At 57.0% G+C, this 26,425-nt stretch carries 29 protein-coding genes, 3 pseudogenes and 1 riboswitch; of the genes and pseudogenes, 14 read left to right on the top strand and 18 right to left on the bottom strand.

From position 1 onward, the window contains the following. The 5 genes from MRBLRC7O_RS25510 to MRBLRC7O_RS25490 all read left to right on the top strand — a co-directional run. Nucleotides 1-391, top strand: a 391-nt coding sequence (locus tag MRBLRC7O_RS25510; RefSeq protein ID WP_367727731.1) for a hypothetical protein, incomplete at its 5' end; no start/stop codon positions are given. Nucleotides 392-438: 47 nt separating this feature from the next. Then, nucleotides 439-1,419: an ABC transporter permease gene (locus MRBLRC7O_RS25505; protein WP_112540236.1), complete on the top strand. Its 981-nt coding sequence runs from the start codon at nucleotides 439-441 to the stop codon at nucleotides 1,417-1,419. A gap of 132 nt (nucleotides 1,420-1,551) precedes the next feature. Beyond that, nucleotides 1,552-2,481 (top strand): sugar ABC transporter substrate-binding protein, encoded by a 930-nt coding sequence (locus MRBLRC7O_RS25500; RefSeq protein ID WP_060726652.1) that lies wholly within the window; start codon nucleotides 1,552-1,554, stop codon nucleotides 2,479-2,481. A gap of 119 nt (nucleotides 2,482-2,600) precedes the next feature. Then, nucleotides 2,601-4,079 (top strand): sugar ABC transporter ATP-binding protein, encoded by a 1,479-nt coding sequence (locus MRBLRC7O_RS25495; RefSeq protein ID WP_060726653.1) that lies wholly within the window; start codon nucleotides 2,601-2,603, stop codon nucleotides 4,077-4,079. Between the two features lie 14 nt (nucleotides 4,080-4,093). After that, nucleotides 4,094-4,882, top strand: a complete 789-nt coding sequence (locus MRBLRC7O_RS25490; RefSeq protein ID WP_060726654.1) for an SDR family oxidoreductase — start codon at nucleotides 4,094-4,096, stop codon at nucleotides 4,880-4,882. 90 nt (nucleotides 4,883-4,972) lie between these two features. Here the strand turns inward: MRBLRC7O_RS25490 and ribB are convergent, their stop codons facing one another. Continuing rightward, on the bottom strand, nucleotides 4,973-5,614 hold the full coding sequence (gene ribB / locus MRBLRC7O_RS25485; RefSeq protein ID WP_099085241.1) for a 3,4-dihydroxy-2-butanone-4-phosphate synthase: 642 nt from the start codon (nucleotides 5,612-5,614) through the stop codon (nucleotides 4,973-4,975). A 120-nt stretch (nucleotides 5,615-5,734) separates the two neighbouring features. Continuing rightward, nucleotides 5,735-5,885, bottom strand: a riboswitch (FMN riboswitch). A gap of 324 nt (nucleotides 5,886-6,209) precedes the next feature. On the opposite strand from ribB, the pseudogene MRBLRC7O_RS25480 reads away from it, so the two are divergent. Continuing rightward, a pseudogene (locus MRBLRC7O_RS25480) lies at nucleotides 6,210-6,925 on the top strand (IS6 family transposase). 533 nt (nucleotides 6,926-7,458) lie between these two features. On the opposite strand, the gene MRBLRC7O_RS25475 reads toward MRBLRC7O_RS25480, so the two are convergent. From MRBLRC7O_RS25475 to MRBLRC7O_RS25425, 11 genes and pseudogenes are all read right to left on the bottom strand, one after another. Beyond that, nucleotides 7,459-7,953 carry a ferritin-like domain-containing protein gene (locus MRBLRC7O_RS25475; RefSeq protein WP_020808108.1) on the bottom strand — a complete coding sequence of 165 codons (495 nt, stop codon included), beginning with the start codon at nucleotides 7,951-7,953 and terminating at the stop codon, nucleotides 7,459-7,461. A 523-nt stretch (nucleotides 7,954-8,476) separates the two neighbouring features. Beyond that, nucleotides 8,477-9,331, bottom strand: a pseudogene (locus MRBLRC7O_RS25470) (IS30 family transposase). A gap of 377 nt (nucleotides 9,332-9,708) precedes the next feature. Continuing rightward, nucleotides 9,709-10,164: a Rid family hydrolase gene (locus MRBLRC7O_RS25465; RefSeq protein ID WP_112540347.1), complete on the bottom strand. Its 456-nt coding sequence runs from the start codon at nucleotides 10,162-10,164 to the stop codon at nucleotides 9,709-9,711. Between the two features lie 262 nt (nucleotides 10,165-10,426). Further along, complete coding sequence (locus MRBLRC7O_RS25460; protein ID WP_112540359.1) at nucleotides 10,427-11,800, bottom strand: ISNCY family transposase; 1,374 nt, start codon at nucleotides 11,798-11,800, stop codon at nucleotides 10,427-10,429. A gap of 168 nt (nucleotides 11,801-11,968) precedes the next feature. Next, nucleotides 11,969-12,256: a MurR/RpiR family transcriptional regulator gene (locus MRBLRC7O_RS25455; protein ID WP_077998740.1), complete on the bottom strand. Its 288-nt coding sequence runs from the start codon at nucleotides 12,254-12,256 to the stop codon at nucleotides 11,969-11,971. Nucleotides 12,257-12,291: 35 nt separating this feature from the next. Further along, entirely contained in the window at nucleotides 12,292-13,221 is a 930-nt protein-coding gene (gene iolE / locus MRBLRC7O_RS25450) for a myo-inosose-2 dehydratase (RefSeq protein WP_020808112.1), read from the bottom strand. 137 nt (nucleotides 13,222-13,358) lie between these two features. Further along, nucleotides 13,359-14,378 (bottom strand): Gfo/Idh/MocA family oxidoreductase, encoded by a 1,020-nt coding sequence (locus tag MRBLRC7O_RS25445; RefSeq protein WP_020808113.1) that lies wholly within the window; start codon nucleotides 14,376-14,378, stop codon nucleotides 13,359-13,361. 21 nt (nucleotides 14,379-14,399) lie between these two features. Continuing rightward, entirely contained in the window at nucleotides 14,400-15,194 is a 795-nt protein-coding gene (locus tag MRBLRC7O_RS25440) for a TIM barrel protein (protein ID WP_020808114.1), read from the bottom strand. An 82-nt stretch (nucleotides 15,195-15,276) separates the two neighbouring features. After that, nucleotides 15,277-16,065 carry an ATP-binding cassette domain-containing protein gene (locus tag MRBLRC7O_RS25435; protein WP_020808115.1) on the bottom strand — a complete coding sequence of 263 codons (789 nt, stop codon included), beginning with the start codon at nucleotides 16,063-16,065 and terminating at the stop codon, nucleotides 15,277-15,279. Next, entirely contained in the window at nucleotides 16,065-17,186 is a 1,122-nt protein-coding gene (locus MRBLRC7O_RS25430; RefSeq protein ID WP_020808116.1) for an ABC transporter permease, read from the bottom strand. The genes MRBLRC7O_RS25435 and MRBLRC7O_RS25430 overlap by 1 nt, the downstream gene beginning before the upstream one ends. Before the next feature lie 125 nt (nucleotides 17,187-17,311). Beyond that, a complete protein-coding gene (locus tag MRBLRC7O_RS25425; RefSeq protein ID WP_020808117.1) occupies nucleotides 17,312-18,265 on the bottom strand; it encodes a sugar ABC transporter substrate-binding protein in 954 nt (317 codons plus the stop codon). Between the two features lie 174 nt (nucleotides 18,266-18,439). Here MRBLRC7O_RS25425 and MRBLRC7O_RS25420 point away from each other — a divergent pair, with 174 nt between their 5' ends. Next, the gene (locus MRBLRC7O_RS25420; protein WP_020808118.1) at nucleotides 18,440-19,435 is read left to right on the top strand and encodes a LacI family DNA-binding transcriptional regulator; all 996 of its coding nucleotides are present in this window, start codon (nucleotides 18,440-18,442) and stop codon (nucleotides 19,433-19,435) included. Between the two features lie 822 nt (nucleotides 19,436-20,257). Here the strand turns inward: MRBLRC7O_RS25420 and MRBLRC7O_RS25415 are convergent. The 4 genes and pseudogenes from MRBLRC7O_RS25415 to MRBLRC7O_RS25400 form a co-directional block, all read right to left on the bottom strand. Next, on the bottom strand, nucleotides 20,258-20,437 hold the full coding sequence (locus MRBLRC7O_RS25415) for a hypothetical protein (RefSeq protein WP_077998741.1): 180 nt from the start codon (nucleotides 20,435-20,437) through the stop codon (nucleotides 20,258-20,260). 157 nt (nucleotides 20,438-20,594) lie between these two features. Continuing rightward, nucleotides 20,595-20,810: a DUF3175 domain-containing protein gene (locus MRBLRC7O_RS25410; protein ID WP_323131601.1), complete on the bottom strand. Its 216-nt coding sequence runs from the start codon at nucleotides 20,808-20,810 to the stop codon at nucleotides 20,595-20,597. 95 nt (nucleotides 20,811-20,905) lie between these two features. Next, a pseudogene (locus MRBLRC7O_RS25405) lies at nucleotides 20,906-21,089 on the bottom strand (hypothetical protein); the annotation flags it as partial. 42 nt (nucleotides 21,090-21,131) lie between these two features. Beyond that, nucleotides 21,132-21,335, bottom strand: a complete 204-nt coding sequence (locus MRBLRC7O_RS25400; RefSeq protein WP_020808119.1) for a hypothetical protein — start codon at nucleotides 21,333-21,335, stop codon at nucleotides 21,132-21,134. A gap of 146 nt (nucleotides 21,336-21,481) precedes the next feature. Here MRBLRC7O_RS25400 and MRBLRC7O_RS25395 point away from each other — a divergent pair, with 146 nt between their 5' ends. Both MRBLRC7O_RS25395 and MRBLRC7O_RS25390 read left to right on the top strand, forming a co-directional pair. Beyond that, nucleotides 21,482-21,670 carry a hypothetical protein gene (locus MRBLRC7O_RS25395; protein ID WP_020808120.1) on the top strand — a complete coding sequence of 63 codons (189 nt, stop codon included), beginning with the start codon at nucleotides 21,482-21,484 and terminating at the stop codon, nucleotides 21,668-21,670. Between the two features lie 55 nt (nucleotides 21,671-21,725). Continuing rightward, on the top strand, nucleotides 21,726-21,965 hold the full coding sequence (locus tag MRBLRC7O_RS25390) for a DUF6894 family protein (RefSeq protein ID WP_031233226.1): 240 nt from the start codon (nucleotides 21,726-21,728) through the stop codon (nucleotides 21,963-21,965). Here the strand turns inward: MRBLRC7O_RS25390 and MRBLRC7O_RS25385 are convergent. Beyond that, the gene (locus MRBLRC7O_RS25385) at nucleotides 21,948-22,694 is read right to left on the bottom strand and encodes a Crp/Fnr family transcriptional regulator (protein ID WP_020808122.1); all 747 of its coding nucleotides are present in this window, start codon (nucleotides 22,692-22,694) and stop codon (nucleotides 21,948-21,950) included. The two genes, MRBLRC7O_RS25390 and MRBLRC7O_RS25385, sit on opposite strands and share 18 nt — an antisense overlap. A 128-nt stretch (nucleotides 22,695-22,822) precedes the next feature. Here MRBLRC7O_RS25385 and MRBLRC7O_RS25380 point away from each other — a divergent pair, with 128 nt between their 5' ends. Further along, entirely contained in the window at nucleotides 22,823-23,521 is a 699-nt protein-coding gene (locus MRBLRC7O_RS25380; RefSeq protein WP_306464969.1) for a uracil-DNA glycosylase family protein, read from the top strand. A 170-nt stretch (nucleotides 23,522-23,691) separates the two neighbouring features. After that, entirely contained in the window at nucleotides 23,692-24,030 is a 339-nt protein-coding gene (locus MRBLRC7O_RS25375; RefSeq protein ID WP_020808126.1) for a hypothetical protein, read from the top strand. Nucleotides 24,031-24,164: 134 nt separating this feature from the next. Here the strand turns inward: MRBLRC7O_RS25375 and MRBLRC7O_RS25370 are convergent, their stop codons facing one another. Beyond that, complete coding sequence (locus MRBLRC7O_RS25370; RefSeq protein ID WP_236731845.1) at nucleotides 24,165-24,305, bottom strand: hypothetical protein; 141 nt, start codon at nucleotides 24,303-24,305, stop codon at nucleotides 24,165-24,167. 242 nt (nucleotides 24,306-24,547) lie between these two features. Between MRBLRC7O_RS25370 and MRBLRC7O_RS25365 the strand changes: the two genes are divergently transcribed. The 3 genes from MRBLRC7O_RS25365 (at nucleotide 24,548) to MRBLRC7O_RS25355 (ending at nucleotide 26,043) form a co-directional block, all read left to right on the top strand. Beyond that, nucleotides 24,548-24,907 carry a hypothetical protein gene (locus tag MRBLRC7O_RS25365; protein ID WP_020808127.1) on the top strand — a complete coding sequence of 120 codons (360 nt, stop codon included), beginning with the start codon at nucleotides 24,548-24,550 and terminating at the stop codon, nucleotides 24,905-24,907. A 15-nt stretch (nucleotides 24,908-24,922) separates the two neighbouring features. Beyond that, nucleotides 24,923-25,696: a Crp/Fnr family transcriptional regulator gene (locus MRBLRC7O_RS25360; RefSeq protein WP_020808128.1), complete on the top strand. Its 774-nt coding sequence runs from the start codon at nucleotides 24,923-24,925 to the stop codon at nucleotides 25,694-25,696. 119 nt (nucleotides 25,697-25,815) lie between these two features. Then, complete coding sequence (locus MRBLRC7O_RS25355) at nucleotides 25,816-26,043, top strand: hypothetical protein (protein ID WP_031233228.1); 228 nt, start codon at nucleotides 25,816-25,818, stop codon at nucleotides 26,041-26,043. The last annotated feature ends 382 nt before the right edge of the window (nucleotides 26,044-26,425 follow it).

Here is a 26,425-nt window from a genome sequence, read left to right as displayed (position 1 = left end):
GAAATCCTCTTCAAAACATGCGTGTGAATATTTATACAGCTATTTATATAATTGCAAAGATGGCGTTTCTGTCAAGCCGGAATTACGGATTCTCTTGTTTCGTTCCGTGCTGGTTATTTCTGCCGCTGCATTCGCATTCATGGTGAAGAGCACCTGCCACCCTCATTCCTGTGCTCGTCACAGGAATCCAGTCAGCCCGAGCTCCTGGTCTGAAAGGGCTATTATCGCGGCGCAGACGCGCGTCGGCTGGATTTCTGTGGCGGGCACAGGAATGAGGTGGGGAGGTGGAGGGCCTCAGTTATCGCAGCTTCCGCAGGGCCCATCTCGCTATCCAAGCCTATTGACAAGCTTCTCGGAACTGGCTTATGCATCTTTCACCGATGATGAATAATTATTCTAATCGGTTTAAAAAATGCAAGACAGTCATCGGGAGGAGCCATGTCCGCGCTTGAACGCAATGAGGGTGTCACGCACACTAGGAGCCCGCTTGCCTGGCTGAGCGGTGCGACCGGGCCTCTTTTGGGCCTGCTGCTGCTCTGCGTGTTTTTGACCTTCGCCAACGAGAATTTCCTGTCGCTTCGAAACGGGCTCAACATTCTCGACCAGATCACCGTTCTCGGCATCATGGCCGTTGGCATGACCTTCGTGATCCTGCTCGGCGGTATCGATCTGTCTGTCGGTTCAGTTCTGGCGCTTTCGATGATGATCATGGGCTGGACGGCCAATGTCGCGGGCATGCCGATGGGCATGGCCATCGTGCTGGCGCTGATTGCATCGGCCGCCTGCGGTCTCGTCGTCGGCATTCTGGTCACCGCCTTCCGGGTGCCGGCCTTTATCGCCACGCTTGCCATGATGTCTGTGGCGCGCGGCCTTGCCAATATGATCACGGACGGCCAGCAGATCGTCGGTTTCCCTGACTGGTTCATGATGCTCGCGATCGACCGCCATTTCGGCGTGCTGACCGCAACCGTGCTTTTGATGCTGGTCGTGGTGCTGATTTCCTGGGCTTTCCTGCGCTTCCGCGCGGAGGGCCGCACCGTCTATGCTGTTGGCGGCAACCCGGAAGTGGCGCGTCTTGCCGGCATCAACGTGCCGCTGGTCACCATCTGCGTTTATGTCGCCTGCGCGGTTCTGGCCGGTCTCGCGGGCATCGTTCTTGCGGCACGTCTCGACTCGGTGCAGCCCTCCAGCGGCTTCGGTTACGAGCTGGATACGATTGCGGCGGTCGTCATCGGCGGAACCTCGCTTTCAGGTGGTGCGGGCGGCATCGGCGGAACCCTTATCGGCGTGCTGATCATCGGCGTGCTGCGCAATGGCCTCAATCTGCTCAACGTTTCTCCCTTTTTGCAGCAGGTCATCATCGGTGTGGTCATCGTGCTGGCCGTGGGCGCTGAAACTTTGCGTCGCCGCAGAAGCTGAATTTGCCTGCGGATGGTGTTGAGCCGTCCGCGCAATAAACGACCCTCCCGGCATGGGAGGCGTGAAAAACGGCCGGAGGGGAGGAGGTTTAATCTGCCCGAAGGTCAACAATCAACAAATGGAGGAATAATCATGAAATTTTCACGCATTCTGCTGACATCCGCCGCCCTTCTCGCCCTGTCGCTCGGTTCCGCCAACGCCGCTGAAGTCAAGAAGATCGGCCTTGCCGTCGCCAATCTGCAGGCGAACTTCTTCAACCAGATCAAGCAGGCCGTCGAAGCCGAAGCCAAGACGCGCGGTATCAGCGTCGTCACAGTGGATGCCAAGGGCGATGGCCCGACGCAGGTCAACCAGATCCAGGATCTGCTGACCCAGAACATCGACGCGCTGATCTATATTCCGGCCGGTGCCGCTGCCGCGACCGTTCCGGTAAAGCTTGCGAAAGCCGCCGGTGTTCCCGTCATCAACATCGACCGTAATGCTGATGGCGCCCCAGGCGATACCTTCCTCGCCACCGATTCCGTCGCTTCCGCTAAGTCGGTGTGCGATTACATCATCAAGCAGGCCGGTGGCTCGGGCAAGATGGTCATCATCCACGGGCAGAAGGGCACCACGCCTGAAGTCGACCGTACCAAGGGCTGCATGGAATCGGTCAAGGCCAATTCCGGCGTGAAGGTCGTTGCCGAACAGTGGTCCAACATGTGGAGCCAGGACGAAGGCTTCCAGATCATGCAGAACCTGCTGCAGGCTAACCCTGATGTCTCTATCGTCTTTGCGCAGGCTGACGGTCTGGCGCTTGGTGCGGCGCAGGCGATCAAGGTTGCCAACCCCTCGCAGAAGATCGTTGTCGGCGGCTTCGATGGCGATACTGCAGCGCTTGAGGCGCTGAAGAACGGCGTCTTCGACGTGACCGCGACGCAGCAGACCCAGAAGATGGGCCGCATGGCTGTCGAGATGGCCGTCAAGATCGTCGGCGGCGAGAAGGTTCCGGCCGTGCAGCTCTCCGATGCGACGCTGACCACCAAGGAAAACGTCGCAGGCTTCATCGCCAACCATCCCTGATCCGGCTGTCCCGCGCGTCCGGTCGGATGCGCGGGGCGTTCATTAGTTTGTCTTTATGCAATTTCGGATGCAAAGCCGTGGTGCGTCTTCGCCACGATTGTGTCCTGGGAGGTCCTGTCATGCGCGAGCCGGTTCTTTCGCTCCGTGGCATCAGCAAACGTTACGGTCCGCTCGAGGTTCTGAAAAACGTCGATCTCGACGTCCATGCCGGCGAAGTGGTGGCGTTGCTGGGTGAAAACGGCGCGGGCAAGTCCACGCTATCAGGCGTCATCGCCGGTTCGCGTGAGCCGTCCGAGGGTACGATGGCATGGCGCGGCCAGCCCTATGCGCCGTCGTCGCCGCGTGAGGCGATCGACAAGGGCATCGTTCTCATCCACCAGGAGCTGAAGCTTCTGCCGGAGCTTTCCATTGCCGAAAACGTCTTCATTGGCCGCTGGCCGATGAAGAACGGCGTTGTCGACCGTGCCCAAATGGTGCGGCGGGCCCAACAGCAATTGGCGCGCCTCAACCTGCACATTCCCGCAACCCGCAAGGTGGTCGGTCTCTCGACCGCCAACCAGCAACTGATCGAAATCGCCAAGGCTCTGGCGCTGGACGCGAAGCTTCTGATCCTCGACGAACCGACGGCGGCGCTTGGCGGCGCGGAGACGCAGGCTCTGTTCGAGCAGGTGCGCAAGCTGCGCGCCGAGGGCGTGGGCATCATCTATATTTCCCACCGCATGGAAGAGATCAAACAGATCACCGACCGCATCGTCGTATTGCGCGACGGCGAGCGGGTGCATGAATTTGCCGATAGCGCGACGCCGGTGCGCGCCATCGTCGAAAGCATGGTCGGCCGCTCGCTGGAGCGCTTGTTCCCAGCGCTGCCTGAACCGCAGGACAAGGTGGTGCTGGAGGTCAAGGGGCTGACCAGTGCGACCAATGCCTTCCGCGACATCAGCTTCGGCGTTCGCGCCGGCGAAATCCTTGGCATTGCCGGTCTGATCGGCGCGGGACGCACCGAGTTGGTGCGTGCGATTTCCGGTGCCGATCCGACAAGTGCTGGTGAGGTTCTGCTGGATGGCAAGGTGCTGACGCTGAAAAGCCCGGCTGATGCCATCGCCAAGGGCATCGTCATGGTGCCGGAAGACCGCAAATTGCAGGGGCTGGTGGTGGAGCACGAGATCGGTGAAAATCTGATCTATGCCAATCTCGATCGCGTCGGCACCGGCTGGATCACACCGCGTATCAAGCGCGCCTTCACAAAAGAGGCCATCGCCAAATTCGGAGTGAAGGGCCGTAGTGAACAGCCGGCCTCGGATCTTTCCGGCGGCAACCAGCAGAAGGTGGTCATTGCCAAATGGCTTGCCCGCAATCCGCGCGTGGTGGTGCTTGATGAGCCGACCCGCGGCATCGATGTCGGTGCGCGGGCAGGTATTTACGATATCATTGTGGGTCTGGCGAAGAGCGGCGTGGCCGTCATCGTCGTCAGCTCCGATCTGGAAGAGGTGCTGGGCGTTTCGAACCGCATTCTCGTTCTGGCGCAGGGAAAACAGGCCGGCATCCTCAGCCGCGACGAAGCAAACGACGTCTCGGTCATGGAACTGGCAACCATCTGAAGAAGGAAACAGAGATGTCCACCATCACCCTCAACGCGCCGAAACTGTTTGATCTTTCTGGGCAGGTGGCGCTCGTCACCGGTGCCGGTTCCGGCATCGGCCAGCGGATCGCCATGGGCCTTGCCCAGTCCGGCGCCAATGTAGCGCTGCTCGACCGCCGCACCGATGATGGTCTGGCGCAGACGGCGGATTTCATCGCCAAGGCTGGACGCAAGTCGATCCAGATTGCTGCCGACGTCACCAGCAAGCAGGCGCTGACCGATGCGGTTGCGCGCACTGAAGCCGAGCTTGGTGCGCTCTCGCTCGCCGTCAATGCGGCCGGTATCGCCAATGCCAATCCGGCCGAGGAGATGGAGGAAAGCCAGTTCCAGACGATGATGGATATCAACCTGAAGGGCGTTTTCCTGTCCTGCCAGGCCGAAGCCAATGCCATGCTGAAGAACGGCCGCGGCGCGATCGTCAATATCGCTTCCATGTCCGGCGTCATTGTCAATCGCGGGCTGATGCAGTGCCATTACAACGCCTCGAAGGCGGGCGTCATCCATATGTCGAAATCCATGGCGATGGAGTGGGTGGGGCGCGGCATTCGCGTCAATACCATCTCGCCGGGTTACACGGCGACGCCGATGAACACGCGGCCGGAGATGGTGCACCAGACCAAGCTCTTTGAAGAGCAGACGCCGATGCAGCGCATGGCGGGCGTGGATGAAATGGTCGGCCCGGCGATCTTCTTGCTGTCAGATGCGGCGAGCTTCGTGACGGGCGTGGACCTGCTGGTGGATGGCGGTTTCTGCTGCTGGTAGGTTTTGGTCTCGGCGCTGGAGTTCTCTCACGGAATGAAAAACGCCCGGTTTGCACCGGGCGTTTTCGTATTCACAACAAGGAAGCGCAGATCAGGCGACCTGCTTCTGCACCACGTCCTCGACAACCTCGCCCTTGAGGTAAGAAACGAGATCCTTGATCGTCACGACGAGCAGGCCGTGGCGTTCGGCAAAGACTTCGAGCTGGGGCAGGCGGGCCATGGTGCCGTCGTCATTGGCGACTTCGCAGATGGTGCCGCAGGGGAATTTGCCCGCAAGACGGCAAAGATCGACGGCCGCTTCGGTATGACCGGTGCGGCCGAGAACGCCTTGCGGGTTGGCGCGCAGCGGGAAGATATGGCCGGGGCGGGCGAAGTCTTCGGGGCGTGAATCCTCCGATACCAGCGCGCGTACGGTCTTTGCCCGGTCGGCGGCGGAAATGCCTGTCGTGGTGCCCGGAATATAGTCCACCGAGACGGTGAACGCTGTCTTGAGGGATTCGGTATTGCGCGACACCATCAAGGGAATGTCGAGGGCATCCAGTCGCTCGCCCGGCATGGCGACGCAAATCAGCCCGCGCGCATGGTTCATCATGAAGGCGATCTGCTGCGGGGTAATGCTGTCGGAGGCGGCGATGACATCGCCTTCGTTTTCGCGGTCTTCGTCGTCAACGACAATCACCATCTGGCCACGGGAAATGGCTTCGATGGCGTCTTCAATTCTAGCAATGGTCATTTTCTTTCAAGCCTTTCAAGGGTTATGCCGTTTTGCGGCATTTTCGCGCTTCGAGAAGCGCCAAATATCCCTTGGGCGAACAATGCAATGCGAAGCCAGCTCACGCGCCAGCGTCCTATGCCTTGTCCTCTTCCATCCGGACTATACCGTCGGCTCCGGCCTCTCACCGGATCTGCTGACCTTCCGGCTTTGGAGACCGGAAGCGCTCGCGGGCTCCGGGAAAAATCCCGATACCGCCGGTGGGGAATTGCACCCCGCCCTGAGAACAAGGCCAACATAAATTATCAAATGGGAAGGAATCAAGGGGCAATGGCCCGTCGTTATCCCGAAAATCTCACCCTTTTTAGACGGCTCTGGGGCAAGCGTTTCGGCTTCTATAATTTTGGATTGCACGTGTCTGAGAGCTAGCCACTGGTTCCTCAGGATATTTCCAATGATGTAACCGGAGACTTGGCATCCGCGAGTCGTCTAAGGCCTTGATATTGGATGTAACTCGCGAGCTAGCTTGATGACAAAGGCAAGGCCGCCGGTTCGGATCCTTTCAAGGGCATCGTAACGTTAACCGGACATGGATCAAATTGTGGGATCTGGCTGCATGACCAGATTTAACCGTGATCCTCTTTATCGTCGCCACCGATTTACAGCGGAGGTGATTGCCCATGCAGTTTGGCTGTACTTCAGGTTTCCGCTCAGCCTGCGGATGGTCGAGGATCTGCTGGCAGCGCGGGGCGTCATCGTCTCTCATCAAACCGTGCGCCTCTGGGCTGAGAAATTCGGTAGACACTTTGCCAATGATATCCGGAGGCGATCTGCCGGAAGGCTCGGCGACAAATGGATCTTGATGAGGTTGTCACCACCATGGGTGGAAAGAAACACTGGCTTTGGCGGGCCGTTGAACAGGATGGCTTTGTTCTCGACGCGCTGGTGCAAAGTCGCCGCAATGCCAAGGCTGCGAAACGTTTGATGCGCAAGATCCTGAAAGGGCAAAGCGGTTCGCCGCGTGTGATGATCACCGACAAGCTGCGCTCCTACGGCGCGGCGAAGCGCGAGATCATGCCCGGCGTCGAGCATCGTCCACACAAGGGACTGAACAATCGGGCGGAGAACTCCCGTCAGCCCGTACGACGAAGGGAAAGGATCATGAAGCGCTTCAAGTCAGCGCGACAGCTTTAGTGTTTCGTGTCCATCCACGACCCGATCGCAAACCTCTTTCACATTCCCCGCCACGATATTCCATCCGCTCACCATCGCGAACTGCGAACAGCAGCCTTGGATACTTGGCGTGACGTCGCTCGCCTTCAAACTGCCTGATCCCGGAAAATCGCACTACCTTGCCCTTGGCACATTAAGTTTATGGTGCCGTGGCGCCAGATCGCCCGCATTCATGCCGCATGCTGTTTGGCCTGATGGCGGGCGGTATTTCCGTCACTGCAGCGCATATCGGTCACATCAGTCCCGGCAATCGAAGGCAGGCTATGTATGTCCTGACTGGAAGGCGCGGGGATCGCGGGCGCGGAGCCCCTTGCCTTTTTTCCGAGATGTTCCCAATCGCCCCCGTCCTTGCTGCGCTCCATCTGGTGCCTCTGGCGAGCCCGTTACGTTTTTTCGGTTTGGAAAAAAGATTGTTGCCCACCAATAGAAGCGGCAGCGCGGGCATTGCCGGACTATGACGCAAGGCCGACCAACCCGAAGGTAGGACGCCGGAAGATCGGGCAGACGTCGGCTCGAGAAGTCAGGAGGCACGCGAGCAAGGACAGCCTCAAGGCTTGCACCATAACGCCTAGATGCTGGAACACACAAAGTCTCCCCAAAAGCGGGGAGACCGTCGCAAGTACTTCCACGATTCAGGCAGCCTTCCTGGCGGCCGGGGTTTTATTGATGGCTGTCACTGCAAGGTTGGTCAGCTTGTTGTTCGTCGCTTTCTCCTGATCGAGGATTTCGCTCAGAAGTTTGTGTGCTTCATCGTGACCGAGGTCCTTGGCCCATTCGCGCAACGAACCGTAGCGGGCGATTTCGTAATGCTCAACAGCCTGGCACGCGGCAAGAAGGCCAGCGTCCAGTGCAGTTCCTTCTGCCTCTTCCATGAGACCTTCTGCTTCCTTGATCAAGCCTTCAATAGCGTCGCATTTTTCACCGGAGGCCTTTTTGCCAATGGATTTGAAAACCTGATCGAGTTTCTTGATCTGCTCCTTTGTTTCCGCAAGGTGATCTTCGGCCGCTCTCTTCAACTCGGCGTTCTTGGCGGCCTTCGCGACTTTGGGCAACGCTTTGGTTATCGCGTTCTCGGCATAATAGACGTCCTGCAATGTGTGTTCAAAAATGTCCGCAAGCGTTTTCATGGGGTTCCTCCGATTTCCGATTGTTGACTACTCTAGGGGACAAATGCGCAATTGCCGCCTTGGTTCCCCGCAGCTCCTGTAATGGGAGACGGCACGGACGGTCACATCCGCCGCCCACTCCGTTCCCGGGATGTCTCTAATGTGCATTTTTCCCGGTTCGCATGGCGGTTTCGAACAGCAAGCCATCGGACCGACGTATGTCCCTCGGACGAAAGCTTTGATGGAACCGATGTCAGGGCAATCGCATTTTCGGGTCGTAAGGAGGCTCACGATGCGAGAGGACAAGACCGGGCAATATACCGTCGAGCAACTGCAGCAGGAGTACGCTGTCAGCTTGGCCAAGGCAGTCGAAGTGCTGGATCGGTACGGTGGTGACAGGGCAATAATTGAAAAACTTTTGAAGAGATGTCCGCATAGGAATGACGAAGCTGACCACTAAAGATTGCTGGGCCGAATGCCGACCTTTTTTGCGTGGGCTCGCGACGCACTCGGAGACCCGCGGCTCCGCGCGCTGCCAATTTTTCTAGTTCAGGCACTTTCTCGGCTGGTCGTTGAGAATGTGTGTGAACTCGTTAAGCGTCGCCTGCGACATTTGACTGAGGTCTGTATCCGGCGGCTGGAAACGAAAGCCCGGAATGCGGCAAACTCCGTACCGCGATCAAAGGTGAAGCTCTGACGCGCGAAGGCGGGCAGGGAAGAGAATGCACGAATGATTTTGTCCATGATCGGACGCGAGTGCCGGCTCGGGTTCTTGATCAGAACGGTATAGCGGCTTTTGCGCTCAACGAGTGATGTGACATTGGCATGGCCAAACGGACGCTCGAATATGATGAGGTCACCCTCCCAGTGCCCGAACCGCGATCTGTCTCCAATAAAATCAGGCCTTTGCGATATGCGATGGCTTGCTGGAAAAGCACCATCGCGCGGTTTTCTGGAGCGGAGAGGACGACGCTTGCGGCGCGCTTCCGGCAGGTATTGATAGAGGCCGAGCGCATAATCTTCCTTGCTGTAAATGAACCGGTAGATCGTTTCGGCGGACACGCGAACAGGGCTTATTTCCTCCGACAGCAGACGCCCGGCGATCTGCTCGGGAGACCATCGAGCCTTGAGTTGACGGATGACGTCGGCTCGCAGATCCGGATGGCGTCGCAGCTTGCGCAAGCGTCTTCGTCGCTCGCGGGTCAGTTGATCAGCGATCGTCCCGAAGTAACCGGTGTACTGGGGAAGCTCACGGTCATGGAAGGTGTTGCGACGGATTTCGCGATAGATGGTTGACCTATGGCGTCCGAGCCGGCGGGCCATCTCGTTGATCGCGACTTTCGAGACGGTGAAGATGACGACGATCGGCGAGGGTCAATTGCGAATAACATCCGGACATGCGAAAATCTCCAAAGTGAAGCCATTGAAATCACTGGCATGTCGCACTTGGAAATAGAATGTACCCGGCTACACACAGTGTGGCAGCAGAGTTGAATTGTCGCGGATTTCGCAAAGTTAAAATGTCATCTGTCGCTCTACCGGCCGGTTAGAAATGCGACACTGGCTCAAACAATCAGCCCCCGACCGGACCGGCTGGGCCGGGTTGCAAGGGTAGGGAGGGGGCGGGTGATAACGCTCCCTTTTGGCTTTAGCTTCCTTCGATTGTCACCCCAGAGGGAGACAATCGAGGAAGTAACCACGCTGCCGTATAAGGCATAGACTTGCGCGATCTTTTTGACAAACCGTGCTTTTCTATCTGAGAACTCGCACCGCCATTTAACGGTCCACGACCGCTCTGAACGTGATCTCAACGAGCTGTTGGGGAAAGGCGAGGCGCGTCACACCAATGATGTTGCTAGCCAGCTGAGGGAGTTCGGAACCGTAGACTTTTTTCCGGATTTCAGAGGCGGGGCCGAAGGCTGCATCGACGTCCAGTACGTAAAGTGTCTCTTCAACCACGTCGTCGAAAGTTGCGCCGAATTGTTGAAGGAGGACGCGGGCGTTCTCATAAGTTTGGCGAATCTGAGCTTCCATGGTGTCGAACGAAACTGGCTTTCCAGTGGCATCGATTTCGGCAGGTGCGACCAAATTCCCTTGGCTATCGTGGCTCAGCTGACCGGAAACATAGATCGTATCCTTAACCTTGACCGCTTGTGCGTAGCCAAATGCTTTTTCCCAGGCAACGCCGTGGTTTGCAGATTCAACGCGTGGTGTGTTTGCTTTGTTCGTCATCGTTGGCTCCTTAGAGAAATGTTTAGAACCCGAAACTGAACGAGTTTGACTGTCTCGTAAATTGCAATAAATCTGACGAGTGTATTGCGTTTGACGCAATGAATGGAGCCTTCTTTGTTGACCACGCGACATGGTGGGCGATGCGCTATTCCTGCGGATTGCTCGTCCGGCCAGATATGACGGTCTCTCTAACAACCTTGATTACGACGTCTTATGACAGCAATGGGCCAGCTGCAGTCGTCCGCTTTTGGCCGGAAGTGGATCATTCAGCCTCATCTATTTGAGCAAGAGCCTTTTGCCGTCTCGCAATGACGTCCGGATCATTCATGAAATCCGTGCGCGGACCGGGTTTGCGGCCTCTCGGCTTGTAGCCGATCTTCTCACTGTTGGTCTTTGGCGCAGGTGCGTGGTCTCGATCTTGCTGCTCCTTTATGTAGGCCAGCACTTCTCCGAGACGCTTGTTCTCGACCACAGCCGCATGGGTCACGCGCTGGTCCTTGTCGAAAATCTTGTAAGGCAACGAGTGACCTTTCCATCGAATATCCAGTCGTCCATCAGCGTATGCGTATGTCTCGACATACTTTCCAACTAGGCCGCGCGTGACGTTGTTCTCTTCAAGCATGATGCGTTTGCGCTCATAGGAGAATGAAAGCTGTGCGCCGACGTGTCTTTGCTCGCGTTTGCAAAGCATGTCATTCAGCCTGCTTGGCGCCAGATTGACAGGCCGATGGAGGTCGTCGGGGCGGGTAGGGGTCACCGCAAAGCGGTCATTGTATCGCTCGATGAAGGCTGGCAGAAACGCATTGCCGGTCTCCATGTCACTGATATTGGCAAGCCTCAATTCCTTGACCAGCCGATCCTGCAATGTCCTGTTCATACGCTCGACGCGTCCCTTGGCCTGGCTGGAATTGGCGCAAAGGATCTCGATGTGCAGTTCCGATAGCGCGCGACCAAACTGCGTCATGCCTTGCCCGCCCTTGGCGTCTTTCCGGGCGACACGAAAAACGGAATGTTTGTCGGAGTAAAAGGCGATAGGTGCGCCATGCTCTTCAAGGTAAAGCGAAAGCGCCTCGAAATAGGTGAAAGCGCTCTCCGACCGAACAAACCGCAGCTGCATCAGCTTTCCGGTCGCATCGTCGACGAAGACCAATAGCGAGCAGGCGGGCCCACGATCCTCAAACCAACGATGCTCGGAGCCGTCTATCTGGACCAGTTCACCATAGGCCTCTCGTCGCAACCGCGGCTGATGAAACGTCCGCCGCTGCTTCCTCGAAAGCCATAGACCGGCATCCTGCATCCACTTGCGCAAGGTCTCGCGTGAAACCGTCACGCCGTGCTCTTCCTGGAGCTTCTCGGCCGCCAGCGTTGGCCCGAAATCAAGGTAGCGTTCTCGCACCAGCATCAAAACATAATCACGGACGCCGGTGGCTATTTTATTGTTTGACGGCCGACCGATCGCTTTATGCCTTATCGAGGCAGCGCCGGCAGCCTCAATACGACCAATCAATCTCTGAATATGCCGGACGCTGATTGCCAGTACATGCGCCGCTGCGACAATGGTCATGCGGCCTTCAACGACTTTCGACAAAACCTCGATCCGCTGCAAATCGCGCTCGCTCATGGTGATCAATCCCATCTGCATCTCCCAGACGTCAATCAGATCCGGGGAGTGTGACATTCCAACTTTGCAGAAACAGGACATTCTAACTTTGCGGCTACACACAGTAATCGCATAAGATAGATTATGGAACTGAAAAACTTGCGAACGCTTTATTTTTGAGGCGTTCGCGCTAGATCGCATCCATCATAAGCCTCTAACTCCGTTCGCTCGAACGTGATGACGGAAAATTTGTCTGAACTCCCTGAAGCTTCCAAATCCCAGCGAGATTGCCAGCCTCATGACTGTTGATTGCGAAACGCGACAATAATCGGCAAGCGAATGAGTTGTTCCGAACGCCACCATTTCGGGATGTGCGGCAGCCGTCCGCGCCACCCGTTCCTGGTCCCTGGAAAGCCTGACATGGGCCTCTGCAATCATGCCCTTGAGTTCGGCAAAAGTCGTCGGTTTTGCGATAACGATATCGTTTCTCATGATGGTTATCCCAAGACGGTGCGCAGTCTCGAAGGTTAGCCCGCTTCCACAGGCGAGCCCCTGAACTTCATTTGAATGAATTCGAATGCTTTCGCAGTATATTCCTTAGGCGGTGCGTTCGCCGGGTCCTGTTCCGCCTCGATAACCAGCCATCCGGTGTAAGCGCTGTCCTTGACGAAACGGACGACCGGATCGAAATCAACGACGCCATCGCCGGGGACGGTGAACAGACCATTCCGCACACCATCGTTGAAGCTGAGATCCTTCGAACGCACATCATCGTGGACTGCCATGCGGATGTCCTTCAGGTGGATGTGGACGATACGGTCCCCGAAGCGCTTAATCAGCTTTGCATAGTCAAAGCCCGCTGCGGCGGCGTGTCCGGTATCGAGAAGAAGACCGGCCTCCGGCCCGGCTTTACCTATGACGGCGGAAACCTCCTCGAAGGTTTCTGCGACCATCATCAGGTGATGATGATAAGCAAGCTTCAGGCCGTAAGCGTCGAAGAGACGCTTGCCAAAGTCGGTCAGGCGTGCGGAATAGGCGGCCCTGTCCGCAGTCGGCATGACAAGACGGCGGGACATCGGGGCATCGAACGGCGCCCCCGGCGTCATCATCGCAACTTCGCCATAGACGAGAACGCTGCATCCCATCGCTTTCAGCAGCGCGGCGTGATCCCCGACAGAGGCGATCTCGTCCTCGACCGACCTTTCCGCAAGCTGTCCCGAATGCCATCCTGATGCCAGGGCAAGACCTTGATTTTCAAGCAATGGCCGTAACACCGATGCATCGCGCGGAAATTTCCGGCCGAGTTCGATGCCCGCATAACCGTTCGATGCGGCCTCGGACAGACAGGTCTGCAGCGAGATCTCGGCCCCCAGATCCTCCAGGACATCGTTCGCCCACGAAAGAGGGCTTACCGCAAGGCGGGCTTTTGACAGGGGCAATGTCGTGTTATGGCCCATGGAAAATTCTCTCCTGTTTTTGAGCCTGTCTCCGTGACGTCACGTCGGCTTCGATACTGTGCAACCGCACCTCCTTTTCGGAATATCGGTTTGCCGGCGGGAGGGATATTCGCGCGCCGTCCCCGCCACAAGCCATATCAACCCATGCGGAACGGCTGTTTCTTCGACACGGACTCGATCGCAGCAAGTGCGATCGCCAGAGCGTTGCGGGCGTCGGCGCCTGTCGGTGCATCCTTGATCTCACCGTCGCGGACAGCCTCGACGAATGACGCGAGCTGGGCCGTATAGCCCTGAACGAAATGGTCCGTGTCACGACGCCAGGTGTCGTTGGAGACACCGTCCTTGTCGAAGAGCGTCATGCTGGAGCGGCGAACGTCGCCCATGGTGATCATGCCGCCCGAACCGAAGACTTCGCCACGGATATCGTAGCCGTACATCGCGCAGAAATTTGCCTCGGCGACGGCGATGGAACCATTGTCAAAGCGGATGTTGACAACTGCCGTATCGAGAAATCCCTTATCGCGGGCGTCCGGACGGACAAGCGCATCCGCCATCGCGAAGACTTCGACGGGTTTCGCGCCGGGGTTCAGCCACAGCAGCGTGTCGAAGTCATGGATCAACGTTTCGTAAAAGACCGTCCATAGGGGAATCCTGTCTGGATCGGCCCCGAATGGACCCGGGTCGCGGGTCAGCGAGCGGATGAGTTGCGGTGCGCCCACTTTCCCTGCGTCGATGGCCGCGCGGCCTTCAGCGAAGGCCTGGTCCCAGCGGCGGTTGAAACCGACCTGAAGCGGAACGCCCGCAGCTTTGGCCGCAGCGATACCACGGTCGGCGTCTTCAAGGGTGAGCGCCATCGGCTTTTCGCAGAAGACTGCTTTGCCCGCCTCGGCAGCCTGTACCAGAACGTTGGTATGGAAGCGCGCGGGGGTTGCGATGATGACGGCATCCAGACTCGGATGCGCCAGCATCTCAGCGACATCGGTGTAGGAAGCATCGACGTCCAGAATTTCAGCAAGCTTCGCAGCCGCACCGGGCGCAGGATCTGCGATGGCTACGAGTTCGGCGTCCACGATCCTCCTGGCAACGCTTTCACCGTGGAAGGAGCCGATGCGTCCGGCACCGATGAGACCGACATTGACAGTTTTGACCTTGGCCATAAGTTTTGTCCTGTTATGAAATTAGAGAGTGAATACTTCGCGGAAGGACGAGAGCGCAGCGTCCGAATCTCCGGCCGCCCAGGCTTCCATCCCGATCGGGCCGGAATAGCCCATGGCGTTCAATGCCTTGGCGACGCCGTTCCAGTTAACTTCGCCCGTGCCCGGCTCGCAGCGACCGGGAACGTCGGCGACCTGGATCTCGCCGATCCATGGCAGGCACTTACCGCACAGCTCGATCAGGTTCCCCTCGCCGATCTGCGCATGGTAGAGGTCGAGATTGAGACGGAGACGGGGATGGTCGATGCTCGATACCAGAGCCAACGTGTCTTCAGCGCGGCCAAAGGGCACTCCGGGATGGTCGACCGGGAGGTTCAGGTTTTCGAGCGTGAAGACGACGTTTTCCTCTTCCGCCAGATCAACGATGCGGCGTAGCGCGTCCTGCGCCTTCAACCACATGGCTCCCGTGACGACCTCGATCGGCTGAACGGGAAGCCCACGGTCGCCGAGGCCGGTTCCGTGAAGATTGAGCCGCTGGACGCCGAGACGCTTGCCGATCTGAGCAGTTTCGCGGGCTGTCCTGAGGAGTTCGGCCGTACCCTCGTCATCGGTGAGACGGCCCGTGAGATAGCCGTTCATGATTGTGAAGGTTGCGCCTGTCGCCTCCAGCTTGCCGATATCGTGCTCCGGCCAGTTCCAGAGGCCAACGCCGAATCCCAACTCCTTCAGGCGGGAGGCGCGCCATTCGATCGGCTTGTCCCGCCACAGCATCTCGGCGCAGGCGGCCAGTGGAAACGCGTTGTTATTGGCATTGCTCATCGGGGTGTTTCCTGGTTTTTGGAACATGGTTGTCCGAAGCGCGGCGCGAGCGCCGAGCCGCGTTTCGTTTTTGCGCGCTGCGTCAGATCGTTCCGCCGAGTTCCGCAGAGATCGACTGAAGTTCCTTGCCGCCAGCCATCAGGTTCTGGAGGCCATCGAGATTGATTTCGTCCTTAGCGAATGTCCCGAGCGTTTTGCCCCGGTTCAACGCCGTGAAACGGTTTCCCACCGCATAGGCGTGACGGACGTTATGGGTAATGAAGATTACCCCCAGCCCTTTGCTGCGCACCTGATCGATATATTTTAGAACCATCGAGGTCTGCGCCACACCAAGGGCGGAGGTCGGCTCATCGAGAATGAGCACCTTCGCTCCGAAATAGACAGCACGGGCAATCGCCACACATTGCCGTTCGCCACCGGAAAGGGTGCCGACGGCCTGCCCGGGCTCGCGGACATCGATGCCGATCCTTCTCATCTCCTCGCTTGTGACACGATCCGCAAATTCCATGTCCATGTATTTGAACGGACCGAAACCCTTGAGCGGTTCGCGACCCATGAAGAAGTTGCGGGTCACTGACATCAGCGGGATCATCGCCAGATCCTGGTAGACGGTAGCGATGCCCGCATCGAGCGCACCGCGCGGACCGTTGAAGGCGTGCGGTTTTCCTTCGACCAGAAAGTCGCCCGATGTCGGCTTGTGTACGCCAGAAAGCGTGTTGATGAGGGTGGACTTGCCTGCTCCATTGTCTCCGAGAAGGCAGAGAACTTCGCCGGCATGGACGCTCAGGGAAACGCCGTTGAGTGCGATGATGGACCCGAAGTGCTTCACGAGGTTCTTGACCTCGACGAGTGGCGTGTGAGTGTTGCTCATCAGCGTTCTCCCGTCACGCGCTTGCGAATGAGGTTGTTGAATATGACCGCCGTTAGAAGCATGCCGCCGAGGAAGACGAGGTACCAATCCTGATCGATGGAGGTGTAGGTCAAGCCGATCAGCACCATGCCGAAGATGATGGAGCCGAAGAAGGCGCCGATTGCCGAACCGTACCCGCCCGTCAGAAGACATCCGCCGATAACGGCCGCGATGATGGCTTCGAATTCCTTCTGGAAGCCGCGCCGGGCGTCGGTGGAACCGGCATCGAGAACCGTTAGTATTGCAACAAGTGTGGCGCACATGGCGGTGACGATGAACAGGGTTGTTTTCACACGGGCGACAGGCACGCCGGATTTGCGGGCGGCCTTCGGATCGCCGCCGGATGCGAAGATCCAGTTACCAAAGCGCGTCCGAAGCAAGACCCATGTGGCGACGAGCGCAATAAGGACGAACCAGAGTATTTCGACAGGGATACCCGGAACCCTGGGCGCGCCGTTCGGAAAAGTGTCGATGATCCCGGCATTGGCAAGCCATTTAAACAATCCGGGAAAGGCATCACCGGAGAACAGCGGAGCGAGCGGGCTGTCGACAACCGCTTCCTTCATTCCGCGAAGCTGGGTTGCGCCGCCGCTTGCCCATTTCAGTCCGACGAGCGTGAGGCCGCGGAGAATGAAGAGGAATGCGAGTGTGACAATGAATGACGGCAGTCCGGTGCGCATTGTAAGCTGGGCATTGGTAATGCCAATGACCACGGCGAAACCCAGCGCGATCAGGATTGCGACACTGAGCGGCAGATCAAGGACAACGAGCGCCGTGCCGAAGACGAGGCCCGCAAAGGCAACCATGGAGCCGATAGACAGATCGAACTCGCCGCCGATCATAAGAAGCGCCGCGCCAATCGCCAGAATTCCAAGCTGGGCGGCTGGCGCCATGAAATTGACCACGCCGGCAAGCGTAAATATGGCGGGGTTGGCAGTGGAAAAGAAGAATATCGTTACGACGACCAGTCCTGCGACAGCGCCGAGTTCCGGACGCCGGGCGAGTGCGGTCATGGTCGATACCTTTTTCAGGCGTTCGTCAGATCGAGCCGAAGACCCGTTCTGTTCGTTGGCCAGCGTCATGGTCGTACCTCAGAGTTAAGTTGTTTTCCGTGCGCCATCGGTTTCCACTCACGCGTCACGCGGATCGGATGTCGGGCGATGAATGCAGCTCCCGCCGGAAGAGCGGGAGCTGCCGCAGGTCCCGCTCAGCGGACCCCCTGGGAGGATTTCTCGATAACCGAAGCCGCCGCGTCCTTCTCGACGAAGCTCGGACCCGAAGCGACATTGCCGGCCGGGATCGTCCCGTAGCGGGCATTGAGCGCGAGGAGCGTGACCGGGAGATAGCCCTGAAGATAGGGCTGCTGGTCGACGGCAAAGAGCGCCTTGCCCTCGGATACAGACTTCAGAAAATTGGCCGAAAGGTCATAGGAAGCAACCTTGACCTTGTCGCCATTGCCCATCTTCTCAACGACAGCCACCGCGCGCTCACCCACGAGTGGAGCGGACAGGCCGAGAACAACGTCGATGGACGGATCGGAGGTCAGAGCAGCCTGAATCTTGGACTCGATTTCGGCAGGATCCGCAGTCGCCGGCAGAATGGTGACCTTTCCACCTTCGAAGCCCTTCTCAGTGCCGGCGCAGCGCTGGTCGAGAGCGGCGTTACCGACTTCCTGATTGACGCAGAGAACATGTTTCAGGCCGAGCGACTTGAGCTTTGCACCAACTTTCACGCCCGCCGGAAGTTCGTCCTGACCGACGTGGAGCTTGATGCCGAGCTTTTCAGCGGCGGCAATGCCCGAATTCATGGAAATGACCGGAATGCCGGCGGTAACGGCCTTCTCGATGGCCGGGCCAAGCGCGTCCGGATCGGGATTGGAAATCACAATGCCCGCCGGGCTCTGATTGACCGCAGCTTCGATAAGTTGCGCCATGGCAACCATATCGAAGGTCTCAGGCGCGCGATAGTCAACCTTAACATTGATGTCCTTACCGGCCTGCATCATCCCGTTCTTGACGATGGACCAGAATGGGTCCGACGCCTGACCGTGAGTTACGGCAATGATGCTGGGCTGTTCGTCAGCCTTCACACCAACCGACCATGAACCTGCAAGCGAAACGGCAAGAGCTGCGGAAGCCAGATACTTCAAAATCGATTTCATTTTTTCCTCCTCAATACCATCCACTCCTCTGGACGGAAATTCGAATGCTACCGGGTGCAAAGTTGCTTGCTACCGGGTGCAAGCAGGTGCATCCTATGTCAGAATACGTTAAAAGCAAGAATTAATTTCATTGATATCAAGAAATGGAATGTACGTTCCATTTCGGGAGAGGTTATGCGCAAGAGAGCAACGGCAAAACAGGTAGCGGAAGCCGCCGGGGTATCGAAATGGACCGTGATCCGCGCATTTACGCCGGGCGCCTCGATCACCGAAGAGAGCAAACGCAAGGTGCTGGAGATTGCGGCGGCACTGAATTACACCCCTAACCTGCTGGCCCGCAGTCTCGCCACCAACACCACTGGACAGGTTGCCGTCTTCGTTGACGACTTCTCGAATCCGCAGAAACTGCCGTTCCTGGAAGCACTGACGGAGAAACTTCAGGCTGCGGGACTGGTGGTGATGCTCATTAACATCAACAACCATTTCGACCATGTGAACGCGCTGCTCCATGCCGACCAGCGGCAGGTAGACGCAATCGTGCTCTTCGGTACGGCGTTTCGCGATGAGACCCTAATCGATCTGCAGCACGGCAACGGAATACCCCCGATGTTCGTACTTGCGCGCGACAGCCAGATCGAGGGCGTTCCCGCCGTCGTCTGCGACGCGGAACTTGCGTTGAGGGAGATCGTCGATCATCTCCATGCGAAGGGCTACAAACGGCCCGGCTTCATGAGCGGAGCTGCGGCGCTGTCAACGGCATTGCGGCGTCGCCACCACTTCACCGAGTTCTGGGCGCAGAAGGGAATAACGGAAATCGCCCTTCTGTCCGCCGAGAAATACAGCGCCGAAGCCGGGGCCGTATCTGTCAGGCGCTATCTGTCCGAGACCGCAGCGCAAGATCGCGTCGATGTGCTGATGTGTGAGAACGATATTCTGGCAATCGGAGCCTTGGACGAAATCCGCGGAAAATTCGGCCTTAGAGTACCGGAAGAGATCGCCGTCGTCGGCTTTGACAATTACGAATTGAGCGGATCGTTTGCCTATGGTCTCACGACCTATGAACAGCCGCGCAACGAAATGGTTGATGTGATCCTCAAGATGATCAAGGGAACGATCGAACTCGAAACGGTGACGCTGCCGGGCACGCTGATAGTGAGGAAATCGGCATAGCAGCGCCGACGTCAGGATCGTAACACTCTCCCATCATGCGAAACAGCTGGACCCGATACTCTGGTGCGAGCGTTGCCCACGCTCCAGAGGTAACAGTCGCTCAAGGAGGTTCTGGCGAAGGCTGGTTTTATGTTGGCTCGTCATCTGCATTCTTACCAGTGATCAAGCTGAAAAACTCTTGAATGGCGTGGGGTGGATGCTGGGGATGTTTGGTGTCAATGAAGGCGAATTTAGCAAAGGTCAGTATCCTCCCGACGACCACCGCTTGTGCCAAAAGGAGTCTTGAAGCGCGACCAGCTACCGAACATTTAAAATTGGACTGCGGAGACTGGCGACCGGTCTGTTGGGATCATAACAGCCGGGGGCGCGTCCCCAATCTCCGCAATGAGATGGTTATTCCGCACAGATGGCATGATCAAGACAAAGGTGCCGTCATTTACTAACGAGATCGACGCGCGTCCGGCGTGTGAGGTTTGAGCCAATTGTCAACTGCCAGTTCCATTGCATGAGGTATAGCCACCTTTTCTATAACTCACCATCACTTGAAATATTGTTATAGCAAATCATTTTATCACTGAACGGCGCCCAAAAAGGCCCCAGACCCAATGGAGCATGGCCAGACGCGATCATGCATCACGTCACTTTAAGCGAAAATCTCCGAATTCTGCGAGGAGCGGGAGAAGCGCTTTGCGGCCTTGCGAAGTCGCTACGTCAATGCCGAAGAGAGCTGCGGGCAAGCGGCCATGTAACTTTCCTGTTTCATTGGGGAACAAAACAAAGAAATCCCCGCGATACGCGCGGGGATTTCTCATTTTTCTGGCATCAGGAATTTTTGTGACTCTGCTGACCCGCCTTTACATGCTGCTCGTGTGTGCCGCCTCGGGTTTTACCATTATCGCTATTGTTGGAGGCCGACGCCGACTTCGAACGATTGTCGCTGTTCTTGTGGCTCTGCTGACCGGCCTTCACGTGCTGTTCGTGCGTACCACCTTGATTTGCCATGATATGTACTCCTCATATTGGTGATTTGTCACTTGCGTGCCCTGTGGCATGCGCTAACCCAACCAATCGGCACGAGAGGAGTTCCGAGATTTAATATTTCGTGAGGAACGATGAATAGTTCAAAAGGCAGGTTCGCAGGCCTCGCAACGAAGACAAATCAAGTGCGCGCTGCCGTTGTTTGCCTAACTCCTTGCGAAGCTTCCCCTTCGCGTCTTTCAGCACAACGTTGGGTCTTTCTGGCAGCACCCGGCCAGCCCGGTTGACACCGCATTGACATTGCAGATCGGAACGGATTGGCCTTGCGGCTGTCAGATTGGTCTGCGGAGTCTTTTAGAGGCCGTGCGATCTGCGAGGGCTCACTTTTCGTGAACACCTCTTTCTCGAGATCAAGCGCATCGCTTTCCCTGGTCACCTTTTGCGACGATCTTTTCCTTTTTCGCCTTTTTCATCGTTCTTGCTGGCGGATCATTAATTTCGGTCGGGGTCATGGGTGTGGTGACTCTCACGCTCACCACCTCCCCCGGAAACCCTGCTCTTCGAACGCTCGTCATGTCCCCAGCGGGGTTTTTGGTTTCCAAAGGCGCCTTCGCGTTTTCATGTGATGCGTCGGCCCTCCCTGACGGGTGCTGGCCGACGTTTTTGTGGACGTGGCCTGTTTTCTCTTGTTACCGGGTGGCGTCGATAACCTGCCGGATTACTGGTCGTCGCGCGTCTTCATCGCGTCAGAAATACGTTTTTTGCGGGGGTCTTTGAGGTTCTCCCCAACAGCATCCCGATCGTGCTCGGGGTCGTCGGTGGGTTTCATGTAGCCTCTTGGCCGGTTTTCCTTTGGCCCCTCCCAGCGGGGCGACTGGTCGGTGGTGCCGGGAGTGCCATCTCGTGGAGAATTACTGGTCATCACTGCCTCCGATTGAGTTTCGACCTACCCAACCAATCTGAGGCGACGATGTTCCGCGAGACAACGACAGCAGGGGAACTTTTTTCGAAACAATTGCGCGCTCCCCGGGTTAGGCGCGTGAGAAAATTCAATCCGAGGAACAGAAGATGACGGACAAATCCAGCAAATCCGATCGCATCGCCAGAATAGCCTATGAGCAGCAGCAGGACTTTCTCAGGCGTTCGTCCCTGCAATTCCTGGAATGTGCGATTCATTTATGCGCGACGAATATGAGCATTTCCGAACTTGCTACCCGGCTTGAGAAACAGGCCCAGTATTTGCGACAGTTTGGATGAGGACAAGCCGCGCCGAGCGCCAGCGGCGAGCATGTCTTTTCTTGGGAAGACCGCCATGCCAAGATTTTTCTTCACCGTGATCAGCGGCAAAAGCGTCCTTGATGATCTGGAGGGGAGCGATCTGTCTTCGCTCGACCGGGCAATTGAAGAGGCGCTTAAAGATGCCCGCGCCCTGATGAGCGAGGCAATCCTGCAAGGGCGTGACATCTCCGAGGGATGCATCATCATACGGAATATAGAGCAGGAGGTGCTGAAAGTAGTCCGCTTCGTCGACGCCCTAGACAGAAATCACTGACGGGGCCACAACATCCGTCCGTATACGAGCCATTAGTTTTTCATATTCTTTCTCGGGTACGCCGTAGGTTGTGTCGGCGACGTCTTCCAATATGCTGCGATTGATGATCCGGACGTTCCCGCGGCTGGCACGAATCGCATGAATGCCTTCGAGAACGTGCAATTCGTTGGTAACGCCCGGTCGGCGTACTCCAAGAACCGTGGAGAGGAATTCATGGGTAATCGGCAGATCATCGGTATCGAGTCGGTCACGGCACATCAGCAACCAGCGCGCGAGCCTTTCCCGTAAACTATATTGTCCATTTGCCAGGACAAGCTGGCCTACCTGTAGCATGCAGATATTAACGTAGCCCAGCAACAGCTCACGCAGGTGCGTGTCCCCTTCCATCTGACGCATTAGTTCGATAACCGGGATCAGGAGGCCCCGACCACCCATCCTCATCACAGTTTCATCTGGTGTGGTTTCCGCACCCAGAAGAGCGGGCCAGCCGGTGACACCCTCGCGCCCGACAAGCACGGTTTCAATTCTTTTGCCGCCCTCATCGTGAACAATTGTCGATGCAAGACCGGTTTCGATAAAACAGAAATGGGAAATGGGCATGCCAGTCGCAACCAGCTGATATCCGGCCTGCAGATTCACCGGCTCCATCCGGGAGACAAGCTGCAACAGCCGTTCTGTGCCGAGTGTTTTCAACAATCGGTTATAAACAACAAAATTTGATCCAAGCATAGCGGTTCGCCCGGTTCGCCCCTTTGCTCGAAACATCAACCTGCAGCCGTCATATTAGCAGCGGAAAATCGAATGAAAACAGTGAGTACGTTACCGTACAAATTTGGAGAAGGGGACGACCCTGCATCATGAAATGGCCAGTATTCGCAATTTCGGCCCATGTTCGAGACAGCGCCATAAACCGAAACCCGGTCATTCGGTATGTCTCTCGGCACCGTCGCGGAAATCGGAGCCAATGGGCACACCGACGGAAGAAAACACCTTGGCCAGAACCACGGGAAGAAGCCGTCCCACCTGCCTTTCAGCCCGAGCGCGCGGATGCGTCCTCACTCCGTGCCTTGCGCGGCGAAGCGGAAAGCTGTCAAAGAAGTAACCTTTATCGCCACGCCACCCAATTGGTTTTTGGCGAGGCCGACACAAGGGAGCGCGTGGTTCTGGTGGGAGAACAGCCCGGCAATGAAGAAAATCTGAAAGGCAGGCCGTTCGTCGGTCCAGCAGGCCGTCTGCCTGAGGAATGTCTGGTTGTCGATCGTTCGCAATGTTATGTCATCAACGCCGTAAAACACTTCAGATTCGAACAGCGTGGCAAGCGGCGGTCGCATGACCATCCAAACGGCGGCGAAGTGCTAAGCTGCGTCTGGTGGTTGAGAGCGGGAGCTGTCCCTTCTCGATCTGGACCTTATCGTGGCAATGGGTGCGAACGCTCTCTATGCACTCACCGGACGCACAAGCGGCGTGACGAAGGACCGCAGACATGTCCGTTTGACGCCAGGCGGCATACGTCTTTTCGTCACGACACATCCTTCCTTTCTGCTGCGCCTTCGTGACCATAAGCAAGGGCATCACAGCAGCGCGCCTTCATAGCCGACCTGCGCAGAATTGAGGAAATGCTTGCTGAGACCACCGGGCGCAGCCGGTCTGCGGCATTCGCCTTGGCAATCAGGAACAAGCTTTTCCCATCTTGGTTAGGTGCTCCCAAACAGGGAGGTTTGAACACATGGACAAGAAACTCGAATACCAGATCACGGCGCATGAAAACGGTTGGGCGGTTGTCATCTCAGAGGCGATAAGGGGCGTTTACCCCAGCCGTCACCTGGCCTTGGCCGCGGCAAAGTTGCTGGATAGCGATATGCTCCCGGCCGAGGAGACGCAACGTTTTGCTACAGCCAACTATCTGGCTGTGACCGATGCTGTGGCACCCAGCCGGTTCCGCTCCTCGCCGCAACCGGTGGTAGCTGTGCCTTATCAGGTGGATGTTCCCTTGCGGCGCAGAAGAGGAGAAATCACCTTTCCATCATCAATTGGCGGACTCAACCCGGCAAAGGGTAAGGCCTAGACTGAAAGGCAGCGCCCCGTGCCGCTTCGCGCGGCGCGGCCAGGATGCATTCCAATCAGGAAATAAAGCGCAAGCGCGGCAGCCAGTGCAAATATCACAAGTCCATAGATCATCATGGTCTGCCATGTGCGCTTTCACCAGCGAAAATCGCCGTCATCTATGCCGATGGGTGAGAATTTTGAATCGAGCTTTTCGCTCATCGGTCGGTTCAGGTCCTGCTTGGGTCTGATGCCTTCCTTCGGCGCGTTAGCCAGGTCGTCATTTTTGGCCTGCATCGGATACCTCCTCATGGGCACCGCGCCCTAACCCCATCCATCCGCAATTGTTCCGCAACGGAAACGGCAATGGCTAAGGGATGAGGCCAAGACGTTTTATCTTCAGGAATCGATTCCTGATGCCGAGGCATTCCCTCTTGCGCATATTTGATAAATTCGGTTACCGGGCTGAAATCAGCTTGTTCACGCGTTATGGTACGTAGAACGGCGCACGCATGCGGACAGTATGCGAGGAGTAAAGCATGCGGACTGTTAAACGCCTCACCATCGCAATCATCGGCATGACAGACACTGTTACGTCGGAAATCAGGATGGCCTGGTTTCACGCCCAGATCGGCTTGGAAGGGCCGTACTCGGCCAGCTTTATAGAGGGGGAAACGGCTCTGAAATTTGTCGCTGCGATTATCGACGTCCGGTACGAGGCAGACGTTTTGCTGCGTCTCACAGAACAACTGGATGGCGAAGCCATTCCTTATCTTTTTTTCGTGCCGGAGACGCTTATCGACAGGGAGCCGGGACCTTTTGTCCTCTCCGGACGTTCGGAGGACATCGAGAACATTGTCTCCGCTTTGATAGCGCAAGGAGGGGGCATCAGACATTAGAGCGAGGCGCATCTCATGCTGGAGCGACTGCAGAGCCATAATGATGAAAATATTCTGCTTTCTCTTTTACCCGATGACATCAGGCGCGAGGTCATGGGGACCTGTAACCCGATAAAGCTTGTCTTGGGCGATGTGCTGATATCCGCTGGCGCGCCGATCGAGCGTATCTTCTTCCTGTCATCCGGCATCGCCTCCATCGTGGTGGTGACAAAATCGGGGCGTAAAATCGAAGCAGGGATCGTCGGGAGAGAAGGTTTTGTGCCGACAGGAGCTGCGGCGGGTGCGGAAACAAACCTGACCGAGATCGTGGTGCAGGCCCCGGGCGAAGCACTTTTCATGGACATCGGCTCGTTTGACGCGCTTCTTGCAAAACATCGGATATTCTCCGACATTCTGGTCCGCGCCCTGCACATTTCGAGAACACAGGTCGAATGCACGGCCTCTTCCAATGCCACCCAGTCCGTAACGGAGCGCCTCGCCCGCTGGCTACTGATGTGCCACGACAGGTTGGAGGGCAACCAGCTGCGACTAACACACGATTTTTTGTCGACTATGCTGGCAGTTAGACGAGCGAGCGTGACAGACGCCCTTCACGTTCTCGAAAGCCATGGGTTCATTCGCTCCGAAAGGGGAAAAATTACGATCAGGAACCGCGAAACGCTGGAAAATTATGCCGGTGACCTCTATGGCATGCCTGAGGAGGAAAACAATCGCGTGCTCGCCCGCTTTTTACCGCTCCGATCCCCGCTTGACGAGCTGACGGCTGTTGGGAGAGACGGGATTCGGTAGGCCGCACAAACACCGCAGTCGTTTGTACGCTTTCGACATTTATCTTTGGTGGTTTCCCTGTAGAATGGATGCATCATCCCTCACACTGTGAAATGCGGATCGCGTTTCAAGGAGGTGAAATGTACGCCAATCACGAGTACAAAAGTTCCGGGATTTTTCTGGATAAAGACATCGATATCGTTAAGACAGCCTACGAGGCTGTAGTGTCTGGGGAACGCGACCCTGCGTTAAGCCGGGCAGACGTCGCTCGCTATGTCCTGAAAATGTACGATCGCGGTGTTGTCAATCCGTCAAAACTTCAGCAATTGGCCGCTCTCTATTTTCGAACCAAGTTGCGTGTGGGCTGACACCCAGGAATTGCGCCTGGCATGGCGCCTTGGTTACGGTCTTGATTCTTCCAAAAGGAAGCTCCCCCGGTCTCGGATGATTCGGCATCTCGCCACGTCGGGAGGTGGAACGTTGTCCCATTCCTGCACCTTGGTCCCCACGTGGGATTACTCGTCCGCGCGATGAAACGTGGTGGCAACGGGAACAAAGATGAGAAAGTACGGTTTGGTTCGCTCTACGGCACTCATGCCCGACGAGGTGTAACATGACCAGGAAAACACTGCCCATTCCCGAAAGCAACCGTAGCCAGCAAGGTTCCGGTGACAATGATCGTCTGAGCACGGACGATACCTCCCCTGTCAAGGAACAGAATGCTTCAACCCGGACGGGCAGACAGGCAAA

The sequence above is a fragment of the Agrobacterium radiobacter genome, from assembly GCF_040801995.1.
GTDB classification, from domain to species: domain Bacteria; phylum Pseudomonadota; class Alphaproteobacteria; order Rhizobiales; family Rhizobiaceae; genus Agrobacterium; species Agrobacterium radiobacter.
The sequence above is the reverse complement of the archived record's forward strand: the minus strand, read 5'-3'. Positions and strand labels throughout refer to the sequence as shown.

Excerpts from the sequence above, each read along its gene's own strand:
- MRBLRC7O_RS25505 (WP_112540236.1), top strand. The coding sequence starts at position 439 with ATGTCCGCGCTTGAACGCAATGAGGGTGTCACGCACACTAGGAGCCCG.
- MRBLRC7O_RS25500 (WP_060726652.1), top strand. The coding sequence starts at position 1,552 with ATGAAATTTTCACGCATTCTGCTGACATCCGCCGCCCTTCTCGCCCTG.
- MRBLRC7O_RS25495 (WP_060726653.1), top strand. The coding sequence starts at position 2,601 with ATGCGCGAGCCGGTTCTTTCGCTCCGTGGCATCAGCAAACGTTACGGT.
- MRBLRC7O_RS25490 (WP_060726654.1), top strand. The coding sequence starts at position 4,094 with ATGTCCACCATCACCCTCAACGCGCCGAAACTGTTTGATCTTTCTGGG.
- ribB (WP_099085241.1), bottom strand. The coding sequence starts at position 5,614 with ATGACCATTGCTAGAATTGAAGACGCCATCGAAGCCATTTCCCGTGGC.
- MRBLRC7O_RS25475 (WP_020808108.1), bottom strand. The coding sequence starts at position 7,953 with ATGAAAACGCTTGCGGACATTTTTGAACACACATTGCAGGACGTCTAT.
- MRBLRC7O_RS25465 (WP_112540347.1), bottom strand. The coding sequence starts at position 10,164 with ATGACGAACAAAGCAAACACACCACGCGTTGAATCTGCAAACCACGGC.
- MRBLRC7O_RS25460 (WP_112540359.1), bottom strand. The coding sequence starts at position 11,800 with ATGGGATTGATCACCATGAGCGAGCGCGATTTGCAGCGGATCGAGGTT.
- MRBLRC7O_RS25455 (WP_077998740.1), bottom strand. The coding sequence starts at position 12,256 with ATGAGAAACGATATCGTTATCGCAAAACCGACGACTTTTGCCGAACTC.
- iolE (WP_020808112.1), bottom strand. The coding sequence starts at position 13,221 with ATGGGCCATAACACGACATTGCCCCTGTCAAAAGCCCGCCTTGCGGTA.
- MRBLRC7O_RS25445 (WP_020808113.1), bottom strand. The coding sequence starts at position 14,378 with ATGGCCAAGGTCAAAACTGTCAATGTCGGTCTCATCGGTGCCGGACGC.
- MRBLRC7O_RS25440 (WP_020808114.1), bottom strand. The coding sequence starts at position 15,194 with ATGAGCAATGCCAATAACAACGCGTTTCCACTGGCCGCCTGCGCCGAG.
- MRBLRC7O_RS25435 (WP_020808115.1), bottom strand. The coding sequence starts at position 16,065 with ATGAGCAACACTCACACGCCACTCGTCGAGGTCAAGAACCTCGTGAAG.
- MRBLRC7O_RS25430 (WP_020808116.1), bottom strand. The coding sequence starts at position 17,186 with ATGACGCTGGCCAACGAACAGAACGGGTCTTCGGCTCGATCTGACGAA.
- MRBLRC7O_RS25425 (WP_020808117.1), bottom strand. The coding sequence starts at position 18,265 with ATGAAATCGATTTTGAAGTATCTGGCTTCCGCAGCTCTTGCCGTTTCG.
- MRBLRC7O_RS25420 (WP_020808118.1), top strand. The coding sequence starts at position 18,440 with ATGCGCAAGAGAGCAACGGCAAAACAGGTAGCGGAAGCCGCCGGGGTA.
- MRBLRC7O_RS25415 (WP_077998741.1), bottom strand. The coding sequence starts at position 20,437 with ATGGCAAATCAAGGTGGTACGCACGAACAGCACGTGAAGGCCGGTCAG.
- MRBLRC7O_RS25400 (WP_020808119.1), bottom strand. The coding sequence starts at position 21,335 with ATGACCAGTAATTCTCCACGAGATGGCACTCCCGGCACCACCGACCAG.
- MRBLRC7O_RS25395 (WP_020808120.1), top strand. The coding sequence starts at position 21,482 with ATGACGGACAAATCCAGCAAATCCGATCGCATCGCCAGAATAGCCTAT.
- MRBLRC7O_RS25390 (WP_031233226.1), top strand. The coding sequence starts at position 21,726 with ATGCCAAGATTTTTCTTCACCGTGATCAGCGGCAAAAGCGTCCTTGAT.
- MRBLRC7O_RS25385 (WP_020808122.1), bottom strand. The coding sequence starts at position 22,694 with ATGCTTGGATCAAATTTTGTTGTTTATAACCGATTGTTGAAAACACTC.
- MRBLRC7O_RS25380 (WP_306464969.1), top strand. The coding sequence starts at position 22,823 with ATGAAATGGCCAGTATTCGCAATTTCGGCCCATGTTCGAGACAGCGCC.
- MRBLRC7O_RS25375 (WP_020808126.1), top strand. The coding sequence starts at position 23,692 with ATGGACAAGAAACTCGAATACCAGATCACGGCGCATGAAAACGGTTGG.
- MRBLRC7O_RS25370 (WP_236731845.1), bottom strand. The coding sequence starts at position 24,305 with ATGCAGGCCAAAAATGACGACCTGGCTAACGCGCCGAAGGAAGGCATC.
- MRBLRC7O_RS25365 (WP_020808127.1), top strand. The coding sequence starts at position 24,548 with ATGCGGACTGTTAAACGCCTCACCATCGCAATCATCGGCATGACAGAC.
- MRBLRC7O_RS25360 (WP_020808128.1), top strand. The coding sequence starts at position 24,923 with ATGCTGGAGCGACTGCAGAGCCATAATGATGAAAATATTCTGCTTTCT.
- MRBLRC7O_RS25355 (WP_031233228.1), top strand. The coding sequence starts at position 25,816 with ATGTACGCCAATCACGAGTACAAAAGTTCCGGGATTTTTCTGGATAAA.